Annotated in this window: 26 protein-coding genes; 15 read left to right on the top strand and 11 right to left on the bottom strand. The window is 48.0% G+C overall.

Annotated elements, in window-relative coordinates; all coding sequences use genetic code 11:
• The first annotated feature begins 2 nt into the window (after positions 1 to 2).
• On the top strand, positions 3 to 701 hold the full coding sequence (gene urtE / locus AB3G37_RS00520) for an urea ABC transporter ATP-binding subunit UrtE (RefSeq protein ID WP_369789383.1): 699 nt from the start codon (positions 3 to 5) through the stop codon (positions 699 to 701).
• A gap of 89 nt (positions 702 to 790) precedes the next feature.
• On the opposite strand, the gene AB3G37_RS00515 is transcribed toward urtE, so the two are convergent.
• Positions 791 to 3,190, bottom strand: coding sequence for a clostripain-related cysteine peptidase (locus tag AB3G37_RS00515; protein ID WP_369789382.1), 2,400 nt, complete (start codon positions 3,188 to 3,190; stop codon positions 791 to 793).
• Positions 3,191 to 3,502: 312 nt separating this feature from the next.
• Positions 3,503 to 3,751 carry a GlsB/YeaQ/YmgE family stress response membrane protein gene (locus AB3G37_RS00510; RefSeq protein ID WP_009635561.1) on the bottom strand — a complete coding sequence of 83 codons (249 nt, stop codon included), beginning with the start codon at positions 3,749 to 3,751 and terminating at the stop codon, positions 3,503 to 3,505.
• Positions 3,752 to 4,141: 390 nt separating this feature from the next.
• Here AB3G37_RS00510 and AB3G37_RS00505 point away from each other — a divergent pair, with 390 nt between their 5' ends.
• The 3 genes from AB3G37_RS00505 (at position 4,142) to AB3G37_RS00495 (ending at position 5,696) form a co-directional block, all read left to right on the top strand.
• Positions 4,142 to 4,399 carry a YdgH/BhsA/McbA-like domain containing protein gene (locus tag AB3G37_RS00505; protein ID WP_369789381.1) on the top strand — a complete coding sequence of 86 codons (258 nt, stop codon included), beginning with the start codon at positions 4,142 to 4,144 and terminating at the stop codon, positions 4,397 to 4,399.
• Between the two features lie 175 nt (positions 4,400 to 4,574).
• On the top strand, positions 4,575 to 5,207 hold the full coding sequence (locus AB3G37_RS00500) for a LysE family translocator (protein ID WP_009635559.1): 633 nt from the start codon (positions 4,575 to 4,577) through the stop codon (positions 5,205 to 5,207).
• A 36-nt stretch (positions 5,208 to 5,243) separates the two neighbouring features.
• Positions 5,244 to 5,696, top strand: a complete 453-nt coding sequence (locus tag AB3G37_RS00495; RefSeq protein WP_009635558.1) for a GNAT family N-acetyltransferase — start codon at positions 5,244 to 5,246, stop codon at positions 5,694 to 5,696.
• Positions 5,697 to 5,838: 142 nt separating this feature from the next.
• Here the strand turns inward: AB3G37_RS00495 and yfcF are convergent, their stop codons facing one another.
• On the bottom strand, positions 5,839 to 6,474 hold the full coding sequence (gene yfcF, locus AB3G37_RS00490; RefSeq protein ID WP_369789380.1) for a glutathione transferase: 636 nt from the start codon (positions 6,472 to 6,474) through the stop codon (positions 5,839 to 5,841).
• Positions 6,475 to 6,587: 113 nt separating this feature from the next.
• On the opposite strand from yfcF, the gene AB3G37_RS00485 reads away from it, so the two are divergent.
• On the top strand, positions 6,588 to 7,124 hold the full coding sequence (locus tag AB3G37_RS00485; RefSeq protein ID WP_009635556.1) for a hypothetical protein: 537 nt from the start codon (positions 6,588 to 6,590) through the stop codon (positions 7,122 to 7,124).
• Here AB3G37_RS00485 and AB3G37_RS00480 read toward each other — a convergent pair whose 3' ends face one another.
• The gene (locus AB3G37_RS00480; RefSeq protein WP_369789379.1) at positions 7,125 to 7,577 is read right to left on the bottom strand and encodes an N-acetyltransferase family protein; all 453 of its coding nucleotides are present in this window, start codon (positions 7,575 to 7,577) and stop codon (positions 7,125 to 7,127) included.
• Between the two features lie 280 nt (positions 7,578 to 7,857).
• On the opposite strand from AB3G37_RS00480, the gene AB3G37_RS00475 reads away from it, so the two are divergent.
• The 4 genes from AB3G37_RS00475 (at position 7,858) to AB3G37_RS00460 (ending at position 12,350) form a co-directional block, all read left to right on the top strand.
• Positions 7,858 to 9,057 (top strand): benzoate/H(+) symporter BenE family transporter, encoded by a 1,200-nt coding sequence (locus AB3G37_RS00475; protein ID WP_369789378.1) that lies wholly within the window; start codon positions 7,858 to 7,860, stop codon positions 9,055 to 9,057.
• A gap of 159 nt (positions 9,058 to 9,216) precedes the next feature.
• Complete coding sequence (idnD, locus tag AB3G37_RS00470) at positions 9,217 to 10,248, top strand: L-idonate 5-dehydrogenase (RefSeq protein ID WP_369789377.1); 1,032 nt, start codon at positions 9,217 to 9,219, stop codon at positions 10,246 to 10,248.
• A 151-nt stretch (positions 10,249 to 10,399) separates the two neighbouring features.
• The gene (locus tag AB3G37_RS00465) at positions 10,400 to 11,428 is read left to right on the top strand and encodes a cysteine hydrolase family protein (RefSeq protein ID WP_369789376.1); all 1,029 of its coding nucleotides are present in this window, start codon (positions 10,400 to 10,402) and stop codon (positions 11,426 to 11,428) included.
• Position 11,429: 1 nt separating this feature from the next.
• On the top strand, positions 11,430 to 12,350 hold the full coding sequence (locus tag AB3G37_RS00460; protein ID WP_369789375.1) for a GlxA family transcriptional regulator: 921 nt from the start codon (positions 11,430 to 11,432) through the stop codon (positions 12,348 to 12,350).
• Between the two features lies 1 nt (position 12,351).
• Here AB3G37_RS00460 and AB3G37_RS00455 read toward each other — a convergent pair whose 3' ends face one another.
• A complete protein-coding gene (locus AB3G37_RS00455; protein WP_369789374.1) occupies positions 12,352 to 13,347 on the bottom strand; it encodes an acyltransferase in 996 nt (331 codons plus the stop codon).
• Positions 13,348 to 13,591: 244 nt separating this feature from the next.
• Between AB3G37_RS00455 and AB3G37_RS00450 the strand changes: the two genes are divergently transcribed.
• Entirely contained in the window at positions 13,592 to 14,827 is a 1,236-nt protein-coding gene (locus AB3G37_RS00450; RefSeq protein ID WP_369789373.1) for an MFS transporter, read from the top strand.
• 65 nt (positions 14,828 to 14,892) lie between these two features.
• Here the strand turns inward: AB3G37_RS00450 and AB3G37_RS00445 are convergent, their stop codons facing one another.
• Positions 14,893 to 15,498, bottom strand: a complete 606-nt coding sequence (locus AB3G37_RS00445) for a glutathione S-transferase (protein ID WP_009635548.1) — start codon at positions 15,496 to 15,498, stop codon at positions 14,893 to 14,895.
• A gap of 173 nt (positions 15,499 to 15,671) precedes the next feature.
• On the opposite strand from AB3G37_RS00445, the gene fdhD reads away from it, so the two are divergent.
• A complete protein-coding gene (gene fdhD / locus AB3G37_RS00440) occupies positions 15,672 to 16,502 on the top strand; it encodes a formate dehydrogenase accessory sulfurtransferase FdhD (RefSeq protein WP_369789372.1) in 831 nt (276 codons plus the stop codon).
• Between the two features lie 265 nt (positions 16,503 to 16,767).
• Positions 16,768 to 17,385 carry a superoxide dismutase [Mn] gene (gene sodA, locus AB3G37_RS00435; RefSeq protein WP_009635546.1) on the top strand — a complete coding sequence of 206 codons (618 nt, stop codon included), beginning with the start codon at positions 16,768 to 16,770 and terminating at the stop codon, positions 17,383 to 17,385.
• Positions 17,386 to 17,516: 131 nt separating this feature from the next.
• Here the strand turns inward: sodA and AB3G37_RS00430 are convergent, their stop codons facing one another.
• Together AB3G37_RS00430 and AB3G37_RS00425 are read right to left on the bottom strand one after the other, a co-directional pair.
• On the bottom strand, positions 17,517 to 17,876 hold the full coding sequence (locus AB3G37_RS00430) for a YibL family ribosome-associated protein (RefSeq protein ID WP_009635545.1): 360 nt from the start codon (positions 17,874 to 17,876) through the stop codon (positions 17,517 to 17,519).
• Between the two features lie 90 nt (positions 17,877 to 17,966).
• Complete coding sequence (locus AB3G37_RS00425) at positions 17,967 to 19,469, bottom strand: PLP-dependent aminotransferase family protein (protein ID WP_369789371.1); 1,503 nt, start codon at positions 19,467 to 19,469, stop codon at positions 17,967 to 17,969.
• Positions 19,470 to 19,631: 162 nt separating this feature from the next.
• Between AB3G37_RS00425 and AB3G37_RS00420 the strand changes: the two genes are divergently transcribed.
• Together AB3G37_RS00420 and AB3G37_RS00415 are read left to right on the top strand one after the other, a co-directional pair.
• Entirely contained in the window at positions 19,632 to 20,243 is a 612-nt protein-coding gene (locus tag AB3G37_RS00420; RefSeq protein ID WP_369789370.1) for a LysE family translocator, read from the top strand.
• A gap of 107 nt (positions 20,244 to 20,350) precedes the next feature.
• Complete coding sequence (locus AB3G37_RS00415; protein WP_369789369.1) at positions 20,351 to 20,791, top strand: hypothetical protein; 441 nt, start codon at positions 20,351 to 20,353, stop codon at positions 20,789 to 20,791.
• A 5-nt stretch (positions 20,792 to 20,796) separates the two neighbouring features.
• On the opposite strand, the gene AB3G37_RS00410 is transcribed toward AB3G37_RS00415, so the two are convergent.
• From AB3G37_RS00410 to AB3G37_RS00400, 3 genes are all read right to left on the bottom strand, one after another.
• On the bottom strand, positions 20,797 to 21,345 hold the full coding sequence (locus tag AB3G37_RS00410; protein WP_369789368.1) for an MltR family transcriptional regulator: 549 nt from the start codon (positions 21,343 to 21,345) through the stop codon (positions 20,797 to 20,799).
• 162 nt (positions 21,346 to 21,507) lie between these two features.
• Positions 21,508 to 22,656, bottom strand: a complete 1,149-nt coding sequence (locus tag AB3G37_RS00405; RefSeq protein ID WP_369789367.1) for a mannitol-1-phosphate 5-dehydrogenase — start codon at positions 22,654 to 22,656, stop codon at positions 21,508 to 21,510.
• Between the two features lie 155 nt (positions 22,657 to 22,811).
• Positions 22,812 to 24,725 carry a PTS mannitol transporter subunit IICBA gene (locus AB3G37_RS00400; protein ID WP_369789366.1) on the bottom strand — a complete coding sequence of 638 codons (1,914 nt, stop codon included), beginning with the start codon at positions 24,723 to 24,725 and terminating at the stop codon, positions 22,812 to 22,814.
• Positions 24,726 to 25,357: 632 nt separating this feature from the next.
• Between AB3G37_RS00400 and AB3G37_RS00395 the strand changes: the two genes are divergently transcribed.
• Positions 25,358 to 26,107 carry an autoinducer binding domain-containing protein gene (locus AB3G37_RS00395; RefSeq protein ID WP_369789365.1) on the top strand — a complete coding sequence of 250 codons (750 nt, stop codon included), beginning with the start codon at positions 25,358 to 25,360 and terminating at the stop codon, positions 26,105 to 26,107.
• Positions 26,108 to 26,135 lie beyond the last annotated feature (28 nt).

The following is a 26,135-nucleotide window of genomic DNA, read 5'->3' as shown; positions in this document are numbered from 1 at the left end:
TCATGTTGCAAGTCAATGAGCTAAATCAGTATTACGGCGGCAGCCACATCCTGCGCGGGTTATCCTTCGAGGCAAAAATCGGCGAAGTGACCTGCCTGCTGGGTCGCAACGGCGTGGGTAAAACTACCCTGCTAAAATGCCTGATGGGCCTGATCCCGGCCAAGTCCGGCACCATTAGCTGGAACGGCACGGTTATCAATGGCCGCAAGCCGCACCAGCGGGTGCAGTCGGGCATTGCCTACGTCCCGCAGGGTCGCGAAATTTTTCCGCGCTTGACGGTCGAGGAAAATCTGTTGATGGGGCTATCGCGCTTTTCAGGAAGTCAGTCGAAAACGGTGCCGGATGAAATTTACCATCTTTTCCCCGTGTTGCTGGAGATGAAGCATCGGCGCGGTGGTGACCTTTCTGGCGGGCAGCAGCAGCAGCTGGCGATTGGTCGCGCGCTGGCCTGTAAGCCGAGCCTGTTAATCCTCGACGAACCCACCGAGGGTATTCAGCCGTCAGTAATCAAAGAGATTGGCACGGTTATCCGCCAACTTGCGGCACGCGGAGATATGGCAATTCTACTGGTCGAACAATTCTATGATTTTGCGGCGGAATTGGCTGACAGTTATCTGGTGATGTCGCGGGGGAATATTATCAAGCGCGGACCGGGAAGCGAGATGGAAGCAGAGGGCGTAAGAGGATTAGTAGCCATTTAGAGTGAAAATAGATAAAAATTAATAAGGCGATAATGCCATCGAATTCATTATCGCCTTATAGTTTAGTGAGTAATTATTTGGATAAAGCGTTATGCCGTGGTATTAATCCCGCAAACTGCCAGCAATAATTTTTTCCAATGAAGCTCCCGAAAAATTGCAGCAACATGCGTTGTATTGTTGAGATTGTAAATCTCGCGACCGTTAATATCTCTTTGCATCTGCTCGACATTTTCAGGGAAGAATATCGAAACGCCCTGAGAATTTATATTTAACAGCTTTCCATCAACCAGCTTTTCGGCAACAGCTCCGTTGCTGTAAGAATGGACAATATAATTTCTGAGAGCAGCCTGTACAGCAGCGAGTTCGGTATGTAATTCACTGGCCTGAACACAATTTTCCGCCATAAAATCAACCCACGATTTAAGATCAATCATCGCGGTCATGCCATTGCCATAGGTTGAAAAATGACTGCGCGCCTGTTTGGCTAATGCGATATTTTTCGGATCCGCCAGCAAGGTATCAATCAGTTTATTAAATGGCCGAGTCAGATTGTGCAACGAATGTTGTACCAAAACCGACAGGCAGATGTGTTGCTTTTCAGCCGCACTTTTCCCTTCGTTAATAGAGTAATACTTGTCTTTATAGCTAGCGACAATAATCTTACTGACATCAATAGGTACAGTGGCCAGTTTTTCAGATAATTGTTTTAGAAAACCATAGTTCAAACCGGTTTGCGGCATTTCAGATTCGCTGACAACCAAATATTTGCCAATAACTTCTAGATCGTAGCTGGTTTCCAGCGATGCCATTTGCGGATTATCGAAGGCGATAATGTCAGTGGCAGTATTATGAAGCGCCTTGGCAATATCAACGGAATCCAGACAATGATGAACGCTTTTATCTGATGTAGGATTAGCAGTATGCCATCCCTTGCGGTTATCCCAGATAATAAGCATGGTATGCGCGGCAGGGTACTTTTCCTTGCCCCAAGTGGTAAAATCAGCCAGCGTTGCGACCTGATTCATATCTACCAGAGGTAGGTCCATTAATGCATTAGCGGCATCGGGTTTCATGCCTTTTTCGACACGGAATCTTTTTACTCCTGACCAATTCAGAGGCGCAGTCAAATTTTTCTGGTTGCCAATTTGCACTATGATATTCAGGCGTTCAGAACTTCCCGTTTTAGCCATTTCTTCCCAATTTTGAAGCATAAATTCCGCACGATCATTTTGACCATTCATATAAACCAATACGGTCCATGTGTCGTCGAGATCAATACCCCAGACATCATGGAGAAAAGCTGGCCAATGGCTATCTTTAACAAAAGCGACAGGATGATCGTTGTTGGAAGGGTAATATCCGTTTCGACTAGCACCAGAAATATTTTGCTGAGTAATATCTTCTGGGAAGTAGATCGCCAGCCCTTTAGCGATGCAGTTTAACATCTTGCCAGACGGAAGTAATTCTTCCATATTTATATTATTCGTATAACAGTAGTTAACAATATTACCGATAGCCTTGCGTGCATTCACCAGTGCCAGATTCAGTGGGGTATTTTTCACGCTAAGTTCTAATAAATAATCAAGCCACGAAAGTAAATCTAAACTGGTCGTGCCGTTCATATGAAAGGTTGAGAAATGACTGCGCGCTTTTTTTGCAATTGCAATATTTTGTGAATCTTTACCAATCATCTGCGTCAACTCATCTAACGCTTTTACGCCAGCCTCGGCAAAGTGCAGATCAAGAACGGCAATGTTGATATTGTCTTTATATTCCTCTGCAACTCCTGGTGCGTAAGCCTGTTTCGTCGCATAGGCATCAGCAATCATTCGACCCAGCTGCGCCTCACTGCTGTCAGGCTTATCCGTTAGCTGATTAATAAATTTATAACTCAAACCGGTTCCAGGCGTTTCTGTTTCACTGGCGATAATATAGTTAGCCTGTTCACGCAACTCATAGCATGTTTCGAGCATCCCCATGAGGCAGGCATCAAAACAAAGTATATCGACTTTGCCTACAGTATCTTTGATTGCCTGTTTGAGATCGACGTTATATAAGCAGTGGCCAGTGACATCATCGAATGATGATGAAAGGAAACGCCAACCCTGGCCGTGATCCCAGATAACCAGCATGGTTTTTTGAGCCGGATAATTCTTTTTACCCCAGTTAAGAAAATCTTTAAGGCAATCGATGCTACCCATATCAGTAATAAGACCTGACTCTTGCAGGTCAGAAAGTTGATTCGCAGCCAAAGGCTGCATGCCTTTTTTCACTAAAAAGCGTTTTACGCCCTTCCAGTTATTGGGCGCTTCTGCGACTGACACGCGCCCCATTTGGACAACCACATTAACATCGGCAGTGCTGCCCACCTCTGCCATCTCTTCCCAGTTTTGCAACATCTCATCTTCGAGATTATTTTTACCATTCATGTAAACAAGAATAGTCCACTTAGCATTAACAGCTTTATTCACGGCGATCACTTCAGACATAAAATTCTCATTAATTGATAAGTTTAATTTAATTAAATACCAGCGAGATGCACTGGGTCCCATTCAAACTGGATGAATGATTGCTTTAATTCTTATCAAAGGACAAATCAAATCTGAATAATTTATTTAAATCTATATTTAATGATAGAGATTAATTTAATTTAAAATAAATCCAGCCTCTTAAATGAGATTTATTACATACCATTAAGCACATTGAGCCTAGAATTCTCTATAAGGATAAATTTCGCCTAAAATATTAAAATAAAAAAAGCCGCGACATGGCGCGACTTTTTCTGATGCTCAATCGTTCGACTAAGAACGAATTTTACGATAGATAAACAGTACGACAATCGCACCGATCACTGCGACAACGAAGCTGCCAAAGTTGAAGCCGTCTACACGACCATGGCCAAAGAAAGTACTAATGTAACCCCCTACAACCGCACCAACAATCCCCAGGATCACGGTCATAATAAAGCCGCCACCGTCTTTACCCGGCATGATCCACTTAGCCAGAATACCTGCAATCAGACCAAAAATAATCCAGGATAAAATACCCATTTTGACGTCTCCTAATACATTTAAAAACCGTGAAATTTGTTCAACCAATCAGGCTAAACGAATGGAAATTCCTTTCCAATGCGTCGGTCTGCTACGTAGTGTTACAGACCCTTTTTGTCGTACTCGGTTTCTATTTTAGCAGACTTAAACAAACCCGCTCAAAATCAGTGACAAACAGAAAACCGACTACCTTTAGCGTTCGAAAGTAAACCGCTGGCAACTGATGTAAAGCTCTACCTATGAATAAGTAAAAATGCGTAAAAGTTGAACAGTTATTTTGAAAGACTTTCTCAAATCAATCCGTTTTTCATTGTCTCGCAATCGGCCTAATATCACCACATCGAAAGGCACCCACCTTTCACCACGACTTAACTGATTAGGAATGACATCATGAAAAGCATCAAATATTTTGCAGTAGCAGCTACTCTTTCTTTGGCTTCATTCGCAACTTTCGCTGCCCAAGAGGTTTCTCAACCTGCTGATGGCGCGCAGAAAATAGGCGTCGTCACTGCCAGCGGTGCAACCACCCTGGACTCTCTCGAAACTGACTTGGCTAATCAGGCAAAACAAGCTGGGGCTTCGTCTTACCGCATCACTTCAGTGACCGGCAATAACCTGATGAACGCCAGCGCCGTGCTGTATAAGTAAAAGCTTAGAAAAAATCGCGTTGTTCAATCTCATTTGAGCGCCGCCAAGGCCGATAAAATTCTCCTTAAGAGCGATTTTATTGGCCTTGGCTTTTCTGAAAAACATTCTTAACACAGCCATTGCATCCCTTCCCGCCGATTAATATCCTGTCTCTTTCCTCTTCAAGGAACAGATCATGACTCTTACCGACTCGCTCGTGTCATTTAGCTTTGCAATTACCTTGCTGACACTGACCCCCGGTCTCGACACAGCTTTAGTATTGCGAACCGCCGCCAGTGAAGGCAGCAAAAAAGCCTTCCAGGCTGCAATGGGCGTCAATGCGGGTTGTATAGTGTGGGGCGCGGTAGTCGCGCTGGGTCTGGGAGCATTGTTGACGGCATCTGAGCTGGCATTTGACGCGCTCAAGTGGGTCGGCGCGGCCTATCTCTGCTGGCTTGGCCTGCAAATGTTGATCAAACCGCGTAATAAAATGGCTGCCGAAGCATCAGAAACAGAAATATCGGCACGAAAAAATAGCAACTGGTTCATTAAAGGGCTTTTCGGAAACATACTTAACCCTAAGGTCGGCGTATTTTACGTCACCTTTTTACCGCAGTTTGTGCCTACAGGTTATCCGGTAGCCGCTTTCACTTTCGGTTTGGCGATGATCCATGTTTTGATTGGCACCCTTTGGTCATCAACCATGATCGCCGCCACACGCCCGCTTTCGCGCTGGTTACAACGCCCGGCAGTGGTTCGAACGATGGATCGCCTCACTGGAATGGTGTTTATCGCCTTTGCGGTTCGTTTAGCGACCAGTAAACGTTAATGTTATAACTTTTTAGTTTTAAACAAGGGAATGAAAATGAATGTGAAAACCCGTATCACCGCAACGCCCACTCATGATGATATCGAAGCAATTAAAGATGGCCTGCGGGGCTACAATAAAAACTTTATTCCTCCAGCCTCTTTTAAGGAGTTGGCCGTTTTTATTGAAGACGAAGCTGGAAATAAAACCGGCGGTTTAATCGCCGAAACCGTGGGTAACTTTCTAAATATAAAATTTCTGTGGGTTGATGAGTCGCTTCGTGGCAAGGACTGCGGCACGCTATTGATGCGTCAGGCGGAAGAAGAGGCGTTTGCACGCGGATGTCGTTACGCGCTGGTTGATACTTTTAGTTTTCAGGCGCGCCCATTTTATGAACGTCTGGGCTATGAATGCAAAATGACGCTAGAGGATTATATCGAAGATATTCGTGCCCCAGAGGGGGTTGAATCAACACATCTTCGCTATTTCCTGACCAAAAAGCTGGGCTGATAAAAGAGTTTGGTCCTGCCGATTTGGCATCAAATACAATAATCATTACGCATTGTCTTACCTTTATGGGTTGAACAATGCGTGACTAATAGATGTTATAAAACCACCGCGCGATTTTACATCAACGCGATGGTGACAATTTTTATTCAGGTTTCGATAAAGCCAACCACTCTTTGACCGAATCGCGCTGCCACTGGTGCTGAACGTATTCGACCAATTTTTCGGGCAGAGTATCACCGTTAAGATACAGTCGGTTAAGCATCAGCGCCAAATCGGTATCAGCAATGCTCCATTCACCGAACAAATTATTACGGTCGCCCAGTAAGCGAATTGCTGCAGCAATTAACTTCTCTGCGGCTGCCTGTCCAGCTTCGGTCAGCGCGGGACGTTTCTGTCCGGCAAAAACAATTTCGGTTGAACGTTCTGCACGTATTGGCATTAAGTCACTACGCAACCAGGCTTGGACTTCACGAGCTTTAGCGCGATCTTCGGGATTTTCGGGATATATCGCAGAAAAGGTCGGTGCCGGAAAAAGCTCTTCAATATATTCATCGATGGCAGATGATTCAGAAAGCTGAAAACTGCCATTGGAAAGTGTAGGCACGCGTCGCGTGGTTGAAATAGCCGAATAGTTTTCTTGCAGATTTTCGGCCTGCGCCAAATCCACAGTTTCTATTTCAAAAGGAATACCTTTTTCCGTTAAAGCCACAAATGCTGACATCACATACGGACTATAATAATTAGCATCGGAATACAGCGTTAACTTGGGGTCACTCATTTTGCCTCCTGGTAGCGGAATCTCATTTATTCCCTGCTTTGATCTCTGAAACATAGCGTACTCTGTTAGCAATAACTATGAGTCGATTGAATAATTTACCTCCAGGAGGCTCGATGAAGAGATTTATCCTGATTGTGGTCATGCTGCTGTCCGCATTTTTCACCGTACAGACTTTTGCCGCTTCGGCTAAAGAGATCAAAGCAAAATTTAATCGCATGCAGATTGGCGATCGAACACTTTGCCTAAGCGATATTATTTATCCTAATGAGCCCACCATGAAAGTCATTGAAAATGGTTTTCTGGTGAAAAAATCTAAAAATTTATTGGTTTATCAAACAGTTTTGATTTATCTGCTTGGCAATGATGTCACCGTCAACATTCATTCACTCATTACCAGCAAGCTCAACAGAACCTCTTTCTCCAACGAATTCAAAGATACCTTGGTGCAGGTTACCGGCCTTGACCAGCCCGATCAGGCGGTGGCCAAAGCCAATATTCTGAAAAGTTACCAGGAATCGGTAGTGCAGCAGGTTAATAGCGTGCCTTACAGCGCATTGCTCTTAAATGATAAAGGCTACGAAATAAGCCAGCAGGAAGATGAAGTCAGCGAACTGAGCACCTGTTACATCACCCCGATTAAGAACCAGTAATTAACGCTGGTACTTTATAAAGTCTGTCTGAATGCCGATGCGGTCATAAAGTTTTCTGGCGGTAGTATTTGAGGTCTGCGTCATCCAATAGACGTTAGCCTTATTATTTTGGTCGGCGTATTCATACACCGCCTCAATTAACGCCTGACCCAAGCCAAGTTTTCTGGCATCGGCTGACACATATAAATCCTGCAGATAGACGACTTGCTGAGTTTTCCAACCGTGATCATGGTTGATACAGTTGACGATCCCGAGCAGTTTCCCCTCTGACTCGGCCACAAAGCTGAACATCGCCTCATAGTCTGACTGAGAAAGTTTTTGGAAAGTCTGCTCGTATATATCCTCATTTAACTCGCTCTGATAAAAATCAAGGTATTCACGCCACAACCTTTCCCACTGCTGTTGGTCAGCAGGTGTCAGCGGACGAATAACTGGTTTAGCTAATTGACTCATCGCAAGGCTCCTAACGGTTAAATAAATTGAATTTAAATTCATTTAATTTGAATATTAAGTCAATATGTTTTGAAGATTATCAAGCAAATGATGACGGGAATCATGAAACCTAGCGTCAACGCGTTTTTTGTGACGGTTGTGACAACCCGTCTGACCCAGAGTGCAACGATTGTGCGCTCTGGCACGCGGTGATAATCTCAGCGCCTTTGATCTATAAAGTAAAAGCATACTCTCTCGCTTTAAGGCTTCCAAGCGGTGTTATCAAATACAAGGTCAGTTGATGAGCTCCTCAAGATTTAGTCTGCAAGATTGGTCGTTTTCAACGATTATCGCCGGTTTTGTTGCCGTCCTCGTGGGTTATACCAGCGCCGCGGCGATAGTTTTTCAAGCCTACCAGTCAGCCGGGGCTAACCTGGCACAAATTGGCAGCTGGTTTACCATGCTCGGCTTCGGCATGGCCATTACCACCATCGGTTTATCGTTCTACTTCCGCACACCAATACTTACCGCCTGGTCCACGCCGGGCGCCGCTCTGCTGGTGACCAGTTTGCCGGGCATCTCGATTAATGAAGCCATTGGCGTATTTGTTTTCGCCAATGGCCTGATCTTGCTATCGGGTATTACCGGGCTGTTTGCCAAGCTAATGCGTTACATTCCACAGGCGCTTTCGGCGGCAATGCTCGGCGGTATTTTGCTGCGCTTTGGGCTCGATGCATTTGTGTCGCTACAGACTAATTTACTGTTGGCGGGCAGCATGTGCCTGACTTACCTGTTGGCACGACGCTATCTTGCGCGCTATGCAGTGATCCTTTCGCTATGCGTTGGATTAGTCATCGCGGCATTACAAGGGGATATTGCTTTCCACGGGCAGGCATTGCATTTTGCAGCACCAATACTGATCGCTCCGCATTTCACCTGGTCGACGTTAATTGGCATTGGCGTGCCTTTTTTTGTCGTGACTATGGCCTCGCAAAATGCACCGGGAATTGCCACTCTCTATGCCTCTGGCTATAAGGTTCCCGTTTCTCCACTGATTACCGTGACTGCGCTGGTGACGCTGCTACTTGCACCTTTTGGCGTCTATTCGGTAGGTATTGCGGCAATAACTGCAGCGATTTGCATGGGTAAAGACGTACACCCAGACCCGCAAAAGCGTTATACCGCTGCCGTTGCAGCAGGGGTGTTTTATTTGCTGGCAGGTCTGCTGGGCGGCTCGATAGGTACGCTTTTTACCGCCCTGCCTGCGCCGCTTATCCAGACCATTGCGGGTCTGGCTTTATTGGGCACCATTTCCGGCAGCTTGCATCGCGCACTGGGCGAAGAGAAACAGCGTGATGCAGCCATCGTCACTTTTCTGATTACAGCCTCAGGCATTCAGCTGTTTGGCGTGGGTTCGGCATTCTGGGGTTTGGTAGGTGGCGTAATTACGCACTGTATTTTGAGCTTGCCCGCAAAATCTCAGAAAAAAATCAGTAATTAGCATCCTTAAAATGCAATCTGGGTCTCAAAATGTTGAGGCCCTTCATGTTATGCGTAACAGAATTCGGTAACACGTCAATTAGTGACGGCGATCACATTTTACTTGCCGCAAAGCCTCTTTACTGGAGGGATAATTCGCCAGACAAAAGAGCAAAATCAGATGAAAATCGATACCAAATCTTGCGTAGTAACCGGGAAAAAAGACGTCGCCGTGGTGGACCAGCATCTGGATTACCAAGGCACAGGAACATTGGTTAAAGTGACCCGCGGCGGTATTTGTGGCTCCGACTTGCACTATTACGAGCACGGTGCAGTGGGTGATTTCAAAGTTCGTGAAGCCATGGTCCTTGGGCACGAGGTAGTTGGCGTGGTCGAGCAATCCGATAACGCAGCGCTGAAACCGGGCCAGAAAGTAGCTCTTAACCCAAGCAAACCTTGCCATAGCTGCAAATATTGCCTGGCTGGTGAAGAAAATCAGTGCACAACCATGAAGTTCTTCGGCAGCGCAATGTATTTTCCACACATCAACGGCGCTTTTACCCAATATAAAATTGTCGACAGCGCACAGTGCATTCCTTTTGATAACAGTGTCAGCGATCGCCTGATGGTGTTTGCAGAGCCGCTGGCGGTCGCTATCCACGCCGTTAATCAGGCCGGTGATGTAAAAGGTAAAACTGTTTTCGTTTCTGGCGTTGGCCCGATCGGCAGCCTGATTGCAGCGGCGGCCAAAGCCAAAGGCGCAAAAGAAGTGGTGTGTACCGATCTGAGCGAGCGCTGTCTGGAAATCGTCAAAGCGATGGGCGCAACGAAAACTCTACATGCCGCCAACGGCGATTTCGCGCCTTATCTTGAACAGAAAGGTTACTTCGACGTCTCATTCGATGCTTCAGGCCACCACTCTTCCATTCGCCGCTGTCTGGAAGTGACTCGCGCCAAAGGTACGCTGGTGCAGGTCGGCATGGGTGGCGCAATTCCTGATTTCCCAATGATGATGCTGATTGCCAAAGAAATTAAATGGGTCGGCAGCTTCCGCTTCACAGAAGAGTTTGTCACCGCCGTCGAGTGGCTCGGCAATAAAGTCATCGACCCGATGCCGCTGCTGTCGGCCGAATATCCGCAAGACGAGCTGACTCAGGCGCTGGAATTTGCAGCCGATAAAACTAAGGCGTCAAAAGTACAGCTGGTATTTTAGGTTCTCAGTAGCACACCCATTAGCAGGCAGCCTCGCAACGGCTGCCTTTTTTATGTCGTCCCGCCCTGTCAGCATCATGTCCGTTTTTGGCCTTCATCTTTGTAAGAATCCCGCGCAATATAGCTTTATATTAAAAACAGGAGGTCCGAATATGTCTGACAGCGCATTATTGATTATCGACGTTCAGCGTTCTTTTGAGCAGAAAGATTTTTGGCAAGAAGATGACTTCCCTGCATTTAAGCACGCTATCTCACGGCTAATTGATGGCTGCCAAACCCGTGGCGTGCCGCTGGTTGATATCTTTCACGCAGAAGAAGGTCCTTTTGCGCTGGAGTCGGGTTTTGTTACGCCGATGTCTTTTCTCAGCCATAAGCCACAGGTCAGCATTTACAAGCATGTACATAATGCGCTCACCGAGTCTGGGCTAGACCTTTGGCTGCATGAGCGAAATATTAAACACTTGATTATCAGCGGTATGCGTACAGAACAGTGCTGCGAAACTACCACTCGTGTCGCCTATGATTTAGGATTTGAAGTGACCTTCGTGACTGAAGCAACACTGACTTTTCCAATGACTCATTCATCTGGGCAAACTTTTAGCACGGATGAAATCAAACGCCGTACCGAGTTAGTATTGGCCGACCGTTTCGCCACTGTCACCGACGTTGATGGTGCTCTGGCTGAGTTAGATTCGCGCCTGTCGCAGACAGAATCGACCATCACCAAGGCCAAGTGGCAGCCCAAACCTTATCTTCCGCGCAGAATTGATCCATTGGCTACCTGGAATCATCAAGGCTGGCAGCTTAAACGCTACGGCATTGAATTTGCAGGCACTTCTTCGCCAACAGATATTTTCGAACGTGCTTACTCACGCGTAGCAAGCTGGTTACCGCCGCGCGCCACCACTGCCGATCGTCCGGGCGTAGGCTGGATGCTGGAACATCGCGGCAAGACGATGGATTATCTGGTGGTCGGATGGTGGGACAATGAAAATGAGTTGCGGATGAAAATATGGGTCACGAAAAATGGTCAATGGCGCGAAGCGTTGACTGAATCATTCTGCGTCTGGGATATGCAAGTGATGGCCTTTGAGCGAAATGCATTTGTCGAAACTTTGCTGCAAAAAGAGCCTGATATTGCTGCCTATATGAATCAGCATCTAACCATTAGTCTGGAGTGATATGCAGCGGGATGTTTTTTTTATAACTTTGCCCGGCGCGCTGGCGCTAGACCTCACTGGTCCGGCCGAAACCCTGCGCCTGAGCGGCCACTTTAAACTGCATTACATCAGCCCGCTGAATGAGGTTGAGCTGACTACCGGTCTGGTGGTTAGCCGCCTGCTGCCGCTACCCTCCGAGCTGCCGGACGGCAGTATTATCATGGTGCCGGGCGTCAGTGACTCGGCCACTCAGTTTGACACCCACCCCGCCAGGCTTTGCCGTGACTGGCTTGCCGCGCAAAAACCGGCAATTGAACAGGGTCGCCTGCAGTTGGTGTGTATCTGCTCGGGCAGTCTGCTGGCGGGAATGGCAGGACTATTGGATGGTTATCAATGCACCTCGCATCACGATGTGATTTCGCGGCTGCGCGAGCGAGTTCCTGCGGCCTTGGTTAAAGATAATCGAATATTTGTCGAAGACCGCAGCGTGCTGACCAGCGCGGGTATCACTGCTGGTATCGATCTGGCGCTGTACCTCGTCGCTCAGCATCTTGGCCCACAGGCCGCGCTCGACGTCGCACGAGAAATGGTGGTGTATTTCCGCCGTGCCGGTGAAGACCCGCAGCTTTCGCCGTGGTTGCAGCACCGTAATCATTTGCATCCGGCAGTGCATCGCGCCCAGAATATTATTTCCTCGGACCCCGAATCAGACTGGCAGGTCGAAGATGTCGCCGCAAAGGCCCATATCAGCAGCCGCCATCTCACGCGCCTGTTCCGCCAATATCTCGGAATAAGTGTGCGCGACTACCACGAACAGCTACGTATCGCGGTCGCCAGACAGCGCATCCAGCAAGGCCTCGGTCAGGAAAAAGCCGCTCTCGCCGCCGGATTTTCGTCGGGCCGCCAGCTGCGCAGAGCTTTGCTTCGGTGGCAGCCTGAGTAATTCAACTCACCCAACGCTTACTGTCTACGCGGCCAAGCAGCAGCGCCAATAGTAGTCCTCCGCCAAATCCACAGAGAAACAAATAGCCGATATTCAGCAGCGGAAACTGTGGAAAATCTATATGTTTACCGCGCAGGGCGATGATGATTAATGCATGAAAGCCATAAATAGCCAGAGAATGCCGGGAAACCAGTGCTAAAAAACGCGATTCGCTGCTGGCGAGTAGCTGCTTACCGCAGACAAACAGCGACACCGCCGAGACAAACACCAAAGGACCGCAATAAGTGTAGAAAGTCCCGGCAAAGTTCTGATTAATCAGTGACTGATGGTGTGTGCCGATAGCAACCAAGATACTGCTGGCGAAAAAAACCCCTGCCGCCAGCCAGCCGACCCAACGTTTACTCACTTCCAGCGTGCCTAACGCCCTCCCTAACAGGGCGTACAGCAGATAATAAAAAGCATCACCGCTGATATACAGATTGAGAGGCAGCAGGTGAAAACCCTGCCAATTCAGTGCGGGAAGCTGCGGATTTGCGACTATCCCCAAAAGTACAGCAACAATTAACAGGGTTTGCGGCGGCGTTTTTTTGATCTGAATAAACGGAGAAAGCAAGTATATAAGCCCGATCGCGTAGAAAAACCAAAGATGATAAAACACCGGCTTTTGCAAGATATGGCGCAATGAAGGCCAAAAACCTATTTTTGTCATAATCAGGATGTAAACTAGTGATACCGTGCTGTAAAAGGCCAGGCACAGGCCGATACGCAGGAAATGCCGACTTTGGGCACTTTTTTCACCCCAAAATAGAAAACCGGAAATCATGAAAAATAGCGGTACAGACGGCCGCGCGGCCGAATCGAGCAAATTGGCCAGCCACCAAGACCCGGTTCCCAAGGCGCTAAAATCGACGACATGAAAACTGGTAGCGTGAATAATTACCACCATCATACAGGCGATAGCGCGCAGGTTGTCTATCCAGCCTATTTTTTGCTTCATTCCCGGCCAATCCTTAAAATTTATGAAACTTAACACAAGCTTCTGACCGCTTAATCGACTATTTAATGGCTAGCCTGTTAAATAATCACTCTTATAATGTGCTGAGCCCTAGAAAGATCATTGCCATTTGCTCAAAATATCGGCAGAATAGCGGCCATTACTGCATCCGCTTGTTAATCCTACTCGGACAGTCCCTATTTTTTTGCTAATTATCAATCTATTAGCACTTTTTTGTGAAATTATTATGCATAACTCTCCGAATACTGCGTCCCTGTTGGGTCGGCAGGCGCTACTGTTTCCTCTGTGTCTGGTACTGTTTGAGTTCGCGACTTATATCGCTAACGATATGATTCAACCCGGCATGCTGGCGGTGGTCGCTAATTTTAATGCCAGCGAAGATTGGGTGCCTACCTCAATGACGGCCTATCTTGCAGGCGGCATGTTCCTGCAATGGCTGCTTGGGCCACTGTCAGACCGTCGTGGGCGTCGCCCGGTCATGCTCGCCGGTGTCGGATTCTTCGTCGTTAGCTGTCTGGCTATTTTACTCGCCCAAACCATAGAACAGTTTATGGTAATCCGCTTCTTTCAGGGGATAAGCCTGTGCTTTATCGGCGCAGTCGGCTACGCCACGATTCAAGAATCCTTTGAAGAGTCGGTTTGTATCCGCATTACTGCGCTGATGGCAAACGTCGCGCTGGCCGCTCCGCTTCTCGGCCCATTGGCCGGTGCCGCTATGGTGCAGTTTGCGCCGTGGCAGGTGATGTTTGCGATTTTTGCCGTGCTGGCGAGCATTGCCTTCTGGGGTCTTAACAAAGCGATGCCAGAAACCGCGTCGCGAATTGGCGAGAAATTCTCGGTCAAAAGCCTGCTTGCCGATTATAAAATTGTGCTGAAAAACCGTCTGTTCCTCTGTGGTTCATTGGCCATTGGCTTTGCCAGCCTGCCCTTGCTGGCATGGATTGCCCAGTCTCCGGTGATCCTGATTAGCGGCGAAGGTCTTTCAGCATTTGACTATGGTCTGTTACAGGTTCCAGTATTTGGCGCGCTAATTATCGGTAACCTGACGCTGGCAAAACTGACCGGCAAACGCAGCGTCGAACAGTTGATCAAGCTGGGAGCGGTGCCAATGGTTATAGGGCTGTTTATCGCCGCGCTGGCGACGTTGCTTTCCGGCCATGCCTATTTGTGGATGACGGCAGGGCTTAGTCTGTACGCTTTTGGTATCGGTGTTGCTAACGCCGGTTTATATCGCCTGACGCTGTTTTCCAGCGAAATGAGCAAAGGCACAGTTTCCGCCGCGATGGGGATGATCAGCATGCTGGTGTTCACATTAGGTATCGAGCTGGCAAAAGTGGCCTACCTCAGCGGCGGAAGTTGGCTGTTCAGCCTGTTCAATTTAATCAGCGGATTGTTGTGGCTTTCACTGGTAGCAGTGTTTATCCGCAACCGCAGGCCTGTGGTAGGCGGAGCAGTAGTCTAGGCGGATCCCCCGTTAAAAGCGGGGGAATCTAAATTACTGTTATTTATCAAATTATATGAAATTTCTTACGGCGGCGTGGTTCGGGCAAAGCTCTCACGCTGAAATAACCGCTCGACCAATTTGATTAGCGTTGGCCGCTCGACACACCAGCCCGGAGCAATTCGTCTAAAATTTAAGTAGCCTAACGTACAGGCTACGCTGATATCAGCGACGTTAAGTCCTTCACCATTGAGCCACTGGCGCTCACTGGCTAACTTCTCCAGCTGATCCAGCCCGCGCAGCACCTTGCCGCGCTGGCGAATAATCCATTCTTCATTTCGCTGCGGCGCTTCACGGCGGTTTTCCAGCACTAGCGCCACGGCGGCATCTGTAACGCCATCGGCCAGCGCCTCAACCTGCTTGACCCGCAAGGCATCCAAAGGCTCCCACGGTAACAGGGTCGGGGAAAGGTTGAGCAACTCGATAAATTGCACAATGATGGGTGAATCATAGAAGATTTCGCCTTCATCAGTGACCAGCGCGGGCACTTTACCCAGCGGATTAAACGCCGTTACTTTACTGCCCTCTGCGGTCGGCGGATCGTTCACAAACTCAAACTTAATCCCCTTTTCAATCAGCATCACCGAAATTTTACGCACATAAGGACTGGTATAGCTGCCAATCAACTTCATCAAACCCTCCTTATCCAAATCCGGGAAAGCTGAAAATACCCATTCATCTTGTATAAAATTAGCAGCCGGGCCACTTTTTACCAGCGATAAGCACAGATTGAGATTCAATTTTAGCGGGCTTAGGTCTACCCTGATTGATAGTCAAAACAGATTTCAGCTCAGCGGATAATCCCTTGAATAACCCCGATAGCCGTGCTTCAACCTCTCCCGATAATCAGCCGGGCCTGCAACAGCGCCATGTCGTTCAGCGACGCAGTCTGGACAATAGCCAGCCAGACTGGGTGGCGGAAGAAGTGCCGGTAGCGCTGGTTTATAACGGAATTTCTCACGTGGTGATGATGGCCTCGCCAAAAGATCTCGAGGCGTTTGCGGTGGGATTTTCGCTGTCGGAAGGCATCATTGAATCAGCGCGTGATATTTTTGGTCTCGACGTGACACGAAACTGTCACGGTATTGAGGTCAATATAGAGTTGTCGAACCGTCGTTTTGCTGGACTAAAAGAACGCCGTCGAGCGATGGCCGGGCGAACCGGCTGTGGCGTGTGCGGCATCGAGCAGCTCGACGACCTGTTTCGCCCGCTGGCAGCACTGCCGTTTACCCAAACTTTTTCCATGGGCAATCTCGACAAAGCGCTGGAACAGTTGAAATCGATTCAACCCGTGGGCCAACTGACCGGCTGCACTCATGCCGCAGCGTGGGTAAACTCTCAGGGGCAACTGCTCGGCGGGTGTGAAGATGTCGGGCGGCACGTCGCTCTGGATAAAATGCTTGGCATCAAGGCGCGGGAAGCCGACTGGATCGCTGGTGCGGCGCTGGTTTCCAGCCGAGCCAGCTATGAAATGGTTCAGAAAACCGCGATGTGCGGCATAGAGATTTTGTTTGCGGTTTCAGCTGCAACGTCGCTGGCAATCGATGTCGCCGAACGCTGCAATTTAACCCTGGTTGGCTTTAGTAAGCCCGGACGTGCTACGGTCTATAGTCATCCGCAACGATTGACCGAATGAATAACCAAATGCAAAAGCCTCATTAAGTGAATGGTTAAATTGCGACTTTTTCGCTGCTAGAGTACCTAAAAAGCCTTAGAAGATTTTGCATTTTGGTTAGTTAATCTTGCTCTAAGCCCCGAATTACAGGGGCTTAGAAATACCCACACAGAGTGTGCAGCATAGATAATCATTTTCAATATCAATTTATTAACTATAATGATCCGACTGATTATGCGGTGTTCACCCTAATCTGCACCGCCCAACTAAAATGGAGCTGATGAACATGAGTTATTCACTACCATCCCTGCCTTACGCTTACGACGCTCTTGAGCCACACTTCGACAAAGAAACGATGGAAATCCATCACACCAAACATCACCAGACCTACGTTAACAATGCTAACGCAGCACTGGAAAGCCTGCCTGAACTGGCTGCATTGCCGGTTGAAGAGCTTCTGAAAAACTTCGACAAAGTTCCAGCTGACAAAAAAGTTGCCCTGCGTAACAACGCTGGCGGCCATGCAAACCACAGCTTCTTCTGGAAAGGCCTGAAAAAAGGCACCACCTTGCAGGGCGACCTGAAAGCCGCTATCGAACGTGACTTCGGCAGCGTTGACGCTTTCAAAGAAACCTTCGAAAAAGCTGCGACAACTCGTTTCGGTTCAGGCTGGGCGTGGCTGGTCAAGAAAGACGGCAAACTGGCTGTAGTTTCTACTGCTAACCAGGACAGCCCGCTGTTAGGCGAAGCAATCTCTGGCGCATCTGGTACCCCAATCGTGGGTCTGGACGTATGGGAACACGCTTACTACCTGAAATATCAGAACAAACGCCCTGATTACATCAAAGCCTTCTGGGATGTTGTAAACTGGGACGTAGCGGCAGAAAACTTCGCTAAAGCTTAATGATGTTTCTGGCGGAGTATTTGAGGGCATCCTACTGAGGTAGGAAAGCCTAAAAAAGTCCGCAAAAAAACCGACGGAGCCAGCTTCGTCGGTTTTTTTATGCCTGCAATTCAGAGCTTGACTGACTGGGGTCAGAAAGCCTTTTTCGCAAAGCCGGTGACTGCTTTCAGGCCCATCTCGCGACCCAATGCTGTCATTGGATGAACAACGATCACGCCGCGCACCGCTTTCTTGAACGAGCCCATATCAGCCTGTTCTTTCTTGGTAATTTCACGGCTAAACAGCTTGGTGAGCTTCTGGGCTTCGGCGCTCAGCTTCACTTCACGCACACCGCGCAGACGTTCGATTTCCGCAGCCAGTTTCTCTTTTTCTTTCATATGCTCGTCAATCTGCTCGGTCACGCCTTGCTGAATAACGGTGGCATCTTTGTGGTTCAAGGCGTCAAGCATGTCGCTCAGACGCTTAATTTCTGCTTTTTCTTTCTCGATCATTTCGATAACCCGTATGCCATCAGGCGCCGCGAGATTGCGGGGCAGGATAGCGAAAAATTAAATTCAGGCTGTAGTGTAACAGGAAGTCGCCTATTCAGCAGCCTGTGTAACGATTCCTGGCGGTAATCCACTCATCTCGCAGGCTTGACGGCCCACTCTTGCCAGAGCGTCGGTATAGCGAGCATTAAAAGGATAGCAGCAGGAAAGCCGCAGCGCGTTGCGATAACGCCCGCTGGGTGAATACAAGGTTCCCGGCGTCATGCAGATTTTTTCCTTAAGCAGTAGCTCAAACAGTTTAACCGTATCAACACTCGCCGGAAAATCCACCCAGAAAACAAATCCGCCCTGCGGCTGTGTTGCCCGCGTGCCCCGTGGAAAATAGCGCATAATCAGAGATTTGGCTTCATCGACCAGCGCGGCATAGCGTCTTCTTAAAGTGCGAAGATGGTGATCAAAACCGCCAGATTCTAAAAATACGGCCAGCGTTTCTGATAACAGCGCCGATTCGGACATTGAAGAAACCGCTTTTAGCTGTCGCAGCTGTTCGGAAAAACGTCCTCCGGCAACCCAGCCGATTCGAAAATCCGGTGCCAGCGTTTTAGTAAAGCTGGTGCAGAAAATCACCCAGCCATTTTTATCAAACGATTTTACCGCGGGAGAAAGCGTTGGACCAAACTGAATCTCGGCGTAAAGCCCATCCTCAATCAGTGGCACGCGATGATCGTTCATCAGGCGGGCAAGCCTTTTTTTGGCCGCCAGAGGCATGGTGAATCCCATCGGATTTTGCGCTGTCGGCATTGCAATAACGGCGTTGAGACGCTTTTCATCAAGCATCAACTCCAGCGCATCAAGAGATAATCCATTCTGGGGATCGGTAGGAATTTCAACCGCTTTCAGGCCCAGACTGGCCAACAATGGCAGCAGGAAAAAATAGGTAGGCGTTTCAAGACCCACACTGTCGCCAGGTTGGGTTGTCACTCGCAAAGCAAGCTGCAAAGCTTCCATGCAGCCATGGGTTAGCGTGATGTCCGTAGGCTCGAGCATCATGCCCAGTGACATCGAACGGCGTGCTATCTGCTGGCGAAGATGGAGATTACCCGGCGGCAACGCGTACTGCGAAATCAGCTGCGGCTGGCGGCGCAGCAAAGAGGACATAATACGCCCCAGTTTCCCACCGGGATAAAAATCGGTGGTCTGCGGGCAAGCCAGTGAAATATTGGTATACGCAGGATTGGTTTGCGCGGCGAACACAGTATCAATCAATTCCAGCACTTCATCAGCTGGACTGGCGGCCAACGAGTGCTCCTCGACGCGACTCTCCAACACTGGCAGCGCATTGCTCACATAAAATCCCGACTGCGGGCGCGCCTCAATTAAACCGCGATCCTCCAGCCGGCGATAGGCAGCCACCACGGTATTGATACTAACCTGATAAATTTCGGCACTGCGGCGCACCGAAGGCAGCCGACTACCGGGCAACAGTGTCCCGCGAGCAATCGCCTCGGCCAGCTGATCGGCAAGCTGGTTGTATCGCGTCTCGGTGGTCGTTTCTATCACGCTATCCCGTAAGGTTTCAGGTAACAATTCAGCCATGGTGTCAGTTCCCGTCAGTGATATGGGTACAGTTCATATTTTAACCCACTGTAACCATAACAATAGCTGATATCTGGCTCTGTATCCTAATTCTTTATCGTCCTATGCTAATCACTCATTCGCTCTGCGGAAACATTGCACTTTTATGATTAGGACAACCCGATGCTTGATACTGCTTTTGTAAGTTACGTGACCGTGATGTCTATAACACCGGGTCCGAATAATCTGCTGCTGGCCTCCTCCGGAGTTAACTTCGGGTTGCGCAAAACGCTGCCGATGACCTTCGGAATTACTTTAGGCTGCGCGTTGCAATGTGCTTTAACCACCACTTTGCTGGCGGTGCTGTTGAGCTGGATGACAGTAATCCGCCTGCCGATGGCGGTGATTGGCTGTAGTTATCTGTTTTGGCTATCCTGGAAAATTTTCCGCTCGTCTACACCACAAAATAAGGCCGAGCAGCATCCAATGCGATTAATCAGCGGCGCGCTGTTTCAGGTAGTCAATCCTAAAGCCTGGCTGATGGCGACTAACGTGGCGATTCTGTTTACACCGCCAGAAGGCAATATGCTCCACCACACGCTGACCAACTGCATTGGTTTTGCCGTTTTTAACTTCCCTTGCGTCTTTATTTGGGCGTTGATGGGCGACAGGCTGCGCCAGGCTTTGCAGGTGGAATGGAAGCTTAAGATATTTAACACCGTGATGGCCGGGCTAATGGCGCTCACCGCGCTGTGGCTTATCGTCGATGAGATAAAGAATGTTACTATCCATTGAGTGGTTCGGGATTTTTTAGTACTTTAAAAATACCTATTATCATCGGGTTAACGGTTTTGCCCTTAATGTTTAACCCGGTGATAAATTAATATTTTTAGAGAATCAAAATGGCAAAGGCATATTTTTTAACTGGATTTGGTTTTTTATTCGCACTGCTCGGATATTTCTCGCTGGATATTTTAGTGTCTCAATACCTTGGCGATCATAAAGGCGCAATTTTAGATTTACAGGCTTTTATAATTCTGCCGATCACTCTCGCGGTAGAATATGTCATTTACTTTATGGTGACATATTTCCTGTTTGATAAAATCAAACCTTTATCCCTCAAGCAAGATAGTGTTTTTCAGTTTGCATCGCTGGTAATTAATGTCCTGTTCCTTTTCCTGTTCACTTATTTATTAAGCCACACTATCAAAGATTCGATTGGCGCTGACGTGGCGCTTCGCGTTGATGATTTTCCGGCGACTAAAATTTATATTTCCTCAATGATCGTCTCTCTGCTGATATTAATCGGTGTACGAAAATTCTGGCGACCAGTCAGTAGATGAGTAAATTAGCGTTTAACCGGCGAAAGTCGAGACGGTTGCTGATTGCTGATGTGAGCAATCAGCCCGGTAATCGAAAGGACCATAGTAGAGCGGACAATCTGCTGGTAACGCTGGCGCTGCATGGCAATTAATGACTCGTCAGCCTCGCCCGATTTGAGAAAGGTCGGGGCTGGAGGAAGAGTTGCTACACAGTGCAGTTCGCCAAAAGGCCCGAGAATTTCGTCATCGGTAAAACGGTATTCGTTACCGTCGTAATTTAGCTCTTCGCGTAGCGCCATCAGCAACTCGGCATCTTCATACTCATTGCGACTTATCACCCCAAGGGCATAAATCAGTTTCAAGCGCACTGCCAAATCACCAAGCGGGCCATTGCCGGTAAGCAATGGTTCTACGGCATACTTCACCGCATAATCATCTTTGCGAAAAACCTGAACGACCAGAATATCCAGCGCCTCAGCCAATAGCTCGACAGCTGTCATCAGAAAACTGCGCACGGTTTTTCCCGCATTCAGCTTTTCCAATACTCGGTTCTCAAATGCCTGTGCTTTTTCCATGGTCGCTATTCACGATATTTAGTGAGTCTTTCAACGCCCACGGCGTCATCCTTGATTTGTTCTCATCGGACAGCATTTGTGCCGTCCAATGAGACGTTTACATCGGGTGTTGGAATGCGTGTTGAGTCAACACGTCACTGATTGTTAAAAATGACAGACTGTTTAGTGCATTTTCTCGTAAGCGCTGACAACCTGAGCCACCACGTCACTGTCGGCCTGCAGACCGGAAACCTCGACGAGCGTGGCTTTCGGCCCTTGTGTGGTCAACGATTCAACCAGCTCTTGCGCCTGAGGATCTTGCTCGCTGCGATAACGCATTGCGGCAGCAATACCGATCACCAGATTAGCATGCGGCAAGCTGTATTCCTGGGTTCCCAACAGCGGCTTGATCAGACGGTCGCCCGCGCTGAGTTTGCGCAATGGCTGACGGCCAACGCGTTCGACGTCGTCATGCAAATACGGGTTTTCAAAGCGAGAGAGGATTTTCTTGATGTAGGCCGCGTGTTTATCAGCATCAAAGCCATAGCGCTTAATCAGCACCGCACCGCTTTCTTCCATCGCGCCTTTCACCACTTCGCGCACTTTAGGGTCGAGGATAGCATCACGAATTGTTGCGTGGCCCGCCTGTTGGCCAAGATAGGCGGTGATCGCATGGCCGGTATTCAGGGTAAACAGCTTGCGCTCAACGAAGGCCATCAGGTTATCGGTGAGCTCCATGCCTTTGATATCAGGCAGCGGACCTTTGAACTGAGTTTTATCAACAATCCACTCGCTAAAGGTTTCAACGGTGACTTCCAGCGGATCGGTTGAACCTGCAGCCGCCGGAGGAACAATGCGGTCTACGGCAGAATCAACGAAGCCAACGTGCGCTTCTACCCACGCTTTTTCATCTTCTGGCAAGGCGTTGAATACATGCTGTTTGAACTGGCTGGTGCCGCGCACCATGTTTTCACAGGCGATAATATTCAGCGGGCTTTCATTCCCCTGCCGATGGCGCAATACCAGGCCTTTCGCCACGTTGTGAGCGATTTTTTCCAGCACGGTTGGACCAACAGCAGTGGTCATCAAATCAACCTGGGCGATCAAGTCGATAGCTTCCTGACCGGTGCTGTTAACAATGCTGACATTGGAGACTGGCTCAACGGTGGCTTGCTCGCCGACCACGTTGACGTTGTAACCCTTACGGCGGCTTAGCTCTTCCAGCAGAACAGGATGAACATCGGCAAAGGTCAGTTCAACCTTGGCATCGGCAAGCAGTTTGCCAATAAATCCACGGCCAATGTTACCTGCTCCAAAATGTAAAGCTTTCATGATGACTCCCTAAACGGTGACAAGAACCAGGAAGCTCTGGGCTTCGAATCAACAACCGGGTCTGCTACCCGACAAACGTTGGATAAGTGCAGACCCGGTTAGTAACGTTCTCAAATTTACAATTCGACAATCCGAAGATTATCGACCAATTAACCTTAACCGCGAATGATCTGCAGCACTTCCTCAACACTTGTGGTGTTAGCAAGGCGGTCGATAACGCCATCTTCATCCAACGCGGTGGTCAGTTTAGTGATCACGTTGATGTGCTCATTATTACGGGCTGCAATACCGATAACCAGACGGGCAGAATCGTCTTCGTCCTCGCCCCAGCGGATACCTGCCGGATACTGGCAGAACACGATACCTGTTTTCAGTACGCGATCTTTAGCTTCGATTGTGCCGTGCGGAACTGCGATCGATTCCCCCAGATAAGTTGAGGTAAGCTGTTCGCGTGCCAGCATTGCATCGACATACTCCGGCTGTACATAACCGCCTTTCACCAGCTGCTCACCGGCAAAACGAATCGCCTGCTCTTTGCTGCTGGCAGTCAGACCGAGGAAAATATTTTCCGGGCTCATGCGGAACAGATTGGCATTGTCTGCTTCTGAAACCAGGCTATCGTTTAACGTGGTGTTCACTTTCTCTTTATATTCACTGGTCTTGTTCACTTCCACCAAGCGAGCAACCAGGTCGGTATAAAGGCCGCTATCGAGGAAGTTGGTCAACGAAATATGCTGAGCGTGTGGCACCTGACGCATCGCGCGCTCGGTGAGATCGCGGTGGGTTATTACCAGATCTACATCGTCGGGCAAATTGTTGATGGCAGTATTGGTTACTGCAACGTGGGTCAGCCCCGCGTCCTGCACTTTCTTACGCAGTACACCAGCCCCCATGGCGCTTGAACCCATACCCGCATCACAGGCAACAATGATTTTGCGCACGGTGGACAGGTCACCGGCAACGCCAGCTACCGCCGGTTTGCCGCCTTTGGACTGCGCTTTCATATCCTGCACGCGACGGGTCGCTTCTTCAAGGTCGTCTTCGTCTTTCACTTTCGAGCTTTTCAGCAGGATTGAAGACACGATGAATGACACCAGGAATGCCAGCACGATCGCCGAAATGTTGGCGAAATAGGCACCTTTTGGCGTCATGGCCAACACAGCGATAATTGAGCCAGGTGATGCAGGAGAGACCAGACCGCCGTTCAGTACGGTCAGTGTGAACACGCCGGTCATACCACCGAGGATAACCGCCAGCAGCAGGCGCGGGTTCATCAACACGTATGGGAAATAGATTTCGTGAATACCACCCAGGAAGTGAATGATAGCCGCACCGCCTGCAGACTGTTTGGCGTTACCGCGACCAAAGATCATGTAGGCAATCAGCACGCCCATGCCCGGACCTGGATTGGCTTCGATAAGGAAGAAGATTGACTTCCCGGCTTCGGTGGCCTGCTGGATGCCCAGCGGTGAGAAGATACCGTGGTTGATAGCGTTATTGAGGAACAGGATTTTAGCTGGTTCTACAAAAATAGAGGCCAGCGGCAGCAGGTTATGAATAACCATGATGTGTACGCCGGCGGCCAGCAATTTAGACAGCGCTTCTACCAGCGGACCAATCGCCAGGAACGAGAGCACGGCCAGCAGCATGCCGATGATACCGGCGGAGAAGTTGTTAACCAGCATCTCGAAGCCGCTTTTGATTTTGCCGTCTACCCAACGGTCAAAACGTTTAATACACCAGCCGCCCAATGGACCGGCAATCATCGCACCGAGGAACATCGGCATATCAGCACCGACGATCACACCCATGGTAGTGATAGCACCGACCACACCGCCGCGATCGCCACCAACTAAACGGCCGCCAGTGAAACCGATCAGCAAAGGCAGTAAATAGGTGATCATTGGACCGACTAATTTAGCCAGTGTCGCATTTGGGATCCAGCCCGTTGGGATAAACAGCGCGGTAATAATACCCCAAGCGATAAATGCGCCAATATTCGGCATTACCATATTACTCAGGAAGCGGCCAAAGTTTTGAACTTTAACCTTAACGTCTGGTGAAAACATAAAACACACCCCTATTGATACGCGCTAACAATAAGAGCGCGTTATACGTGGTAGTTATTGGGACGGTATTTTTCCCCTGATGGAGATTCCGTCGAATTGCTGTCTGCAAGGCGAACTCTAGCACGTCATTATGACCGCGCGTAGTCAGGGCCGAGCGCGTGATTACGATCACGGGCTACCCCCCTCCCCACCCCTCATTTTAGTGATACTCATCACATAAAAGCCTTGTAACTTAAGCACAAAGAGCAAATTTTGTTCACGAATGTGGAATTATTGTGATCAGCATCACGTTTTATCGAGCTTAATTTGTCGCAAAAACGTGATGAAGATCACAATTTATTTTTGGCCTGCTGATTAAATTCCGCCTAAAAAGACATCAATAGCCGTTTAGAGTTTTTAAACAAGGTGTCAGGAGGAGAATTGAAAGAAAGTTACAATGAAGTCAGTGCCATCTAAACAGAGTGAAACATTAAAAAACCTTGAATTTATATAAAAGTATAAAGTTCTTTTGTTACTGATTAAAAAAATAAAAAAACATCACGATGACGCTGGGTGAAATATAATGAGTACTGTCCTCCTGTCATTTCATAACCTATAATATTCCAACCTAAAATTCATAAAATGAGAAACCAATGAGCTCTGACTCGCATTCGCTATTTAATAATATTTTAATAAACAAGGCCATTGAAGAGTTTATAGAAAGAAGATTATTTTCTTTGCTTAATGTTAAATATACCTATGCTGTAATGAGTAAGAAAAACCCCTCTGAATTACTTACCATTTCAAATTACCCAAAAAAATGGGAAATTATATATAAAGAAAATAATTATCAATATATTGATCCTATCGTTAACATTGCATTGAATTCCATCCTGCCTTTTTCCTGGAATGAAAAAATTATAATAAATTCAAAACTCAAGCTATCCATTTTTGAAGTTGCTAAAAAACATGAAGTTATTAATGGCTATACCTTTGTAACTCATGATTGCGCGAATAATCTGGTGACACTATCAGTACTTATCGATAAAAATAATGAATTGCAAATTTTTTCTAAAATTGAAAAAAATAAAGAAAAGATTCAAATGCTATTAATGTTAATACATCATAAACTAATTTCCTTGTATCAAGATAAAAATCTAATAAGTAATCTAATTGTGAATTACCGTAAAGATATTTTTTCTCGCCGAGAAAATGATGTTCTATACTGGGCTAGTATGGGGCGAACTTATAAAGAAATTGCGTCTTTATTAGGTATTACGACAAGCACTGTAAAATTTCATATAGCCAATGTTGTTAAAAAACTGGGGGTAGCTAATGCCAAGCAGGCTATATGTCTTAGTTCTGAACTGAACCTTCAACAACCTGTTTTAACGAATATTTAAAGATCAGTGGCCATTGTTTTAAAATTTT

Source organism: Rouxiella sp. WC2420, from assembly GCF_041200025.1.
GTDB lineage: Bacteria > Pseudomonadota > Gammaproteobacteria > Enterobacterales > Enterobacteriaceae > Rouxiella.
The sequence above is the reverse complement of the archived record's forward strand: the minus strand, read 5'-3'. Positions and strand labels throughout refer to the sequence as shown.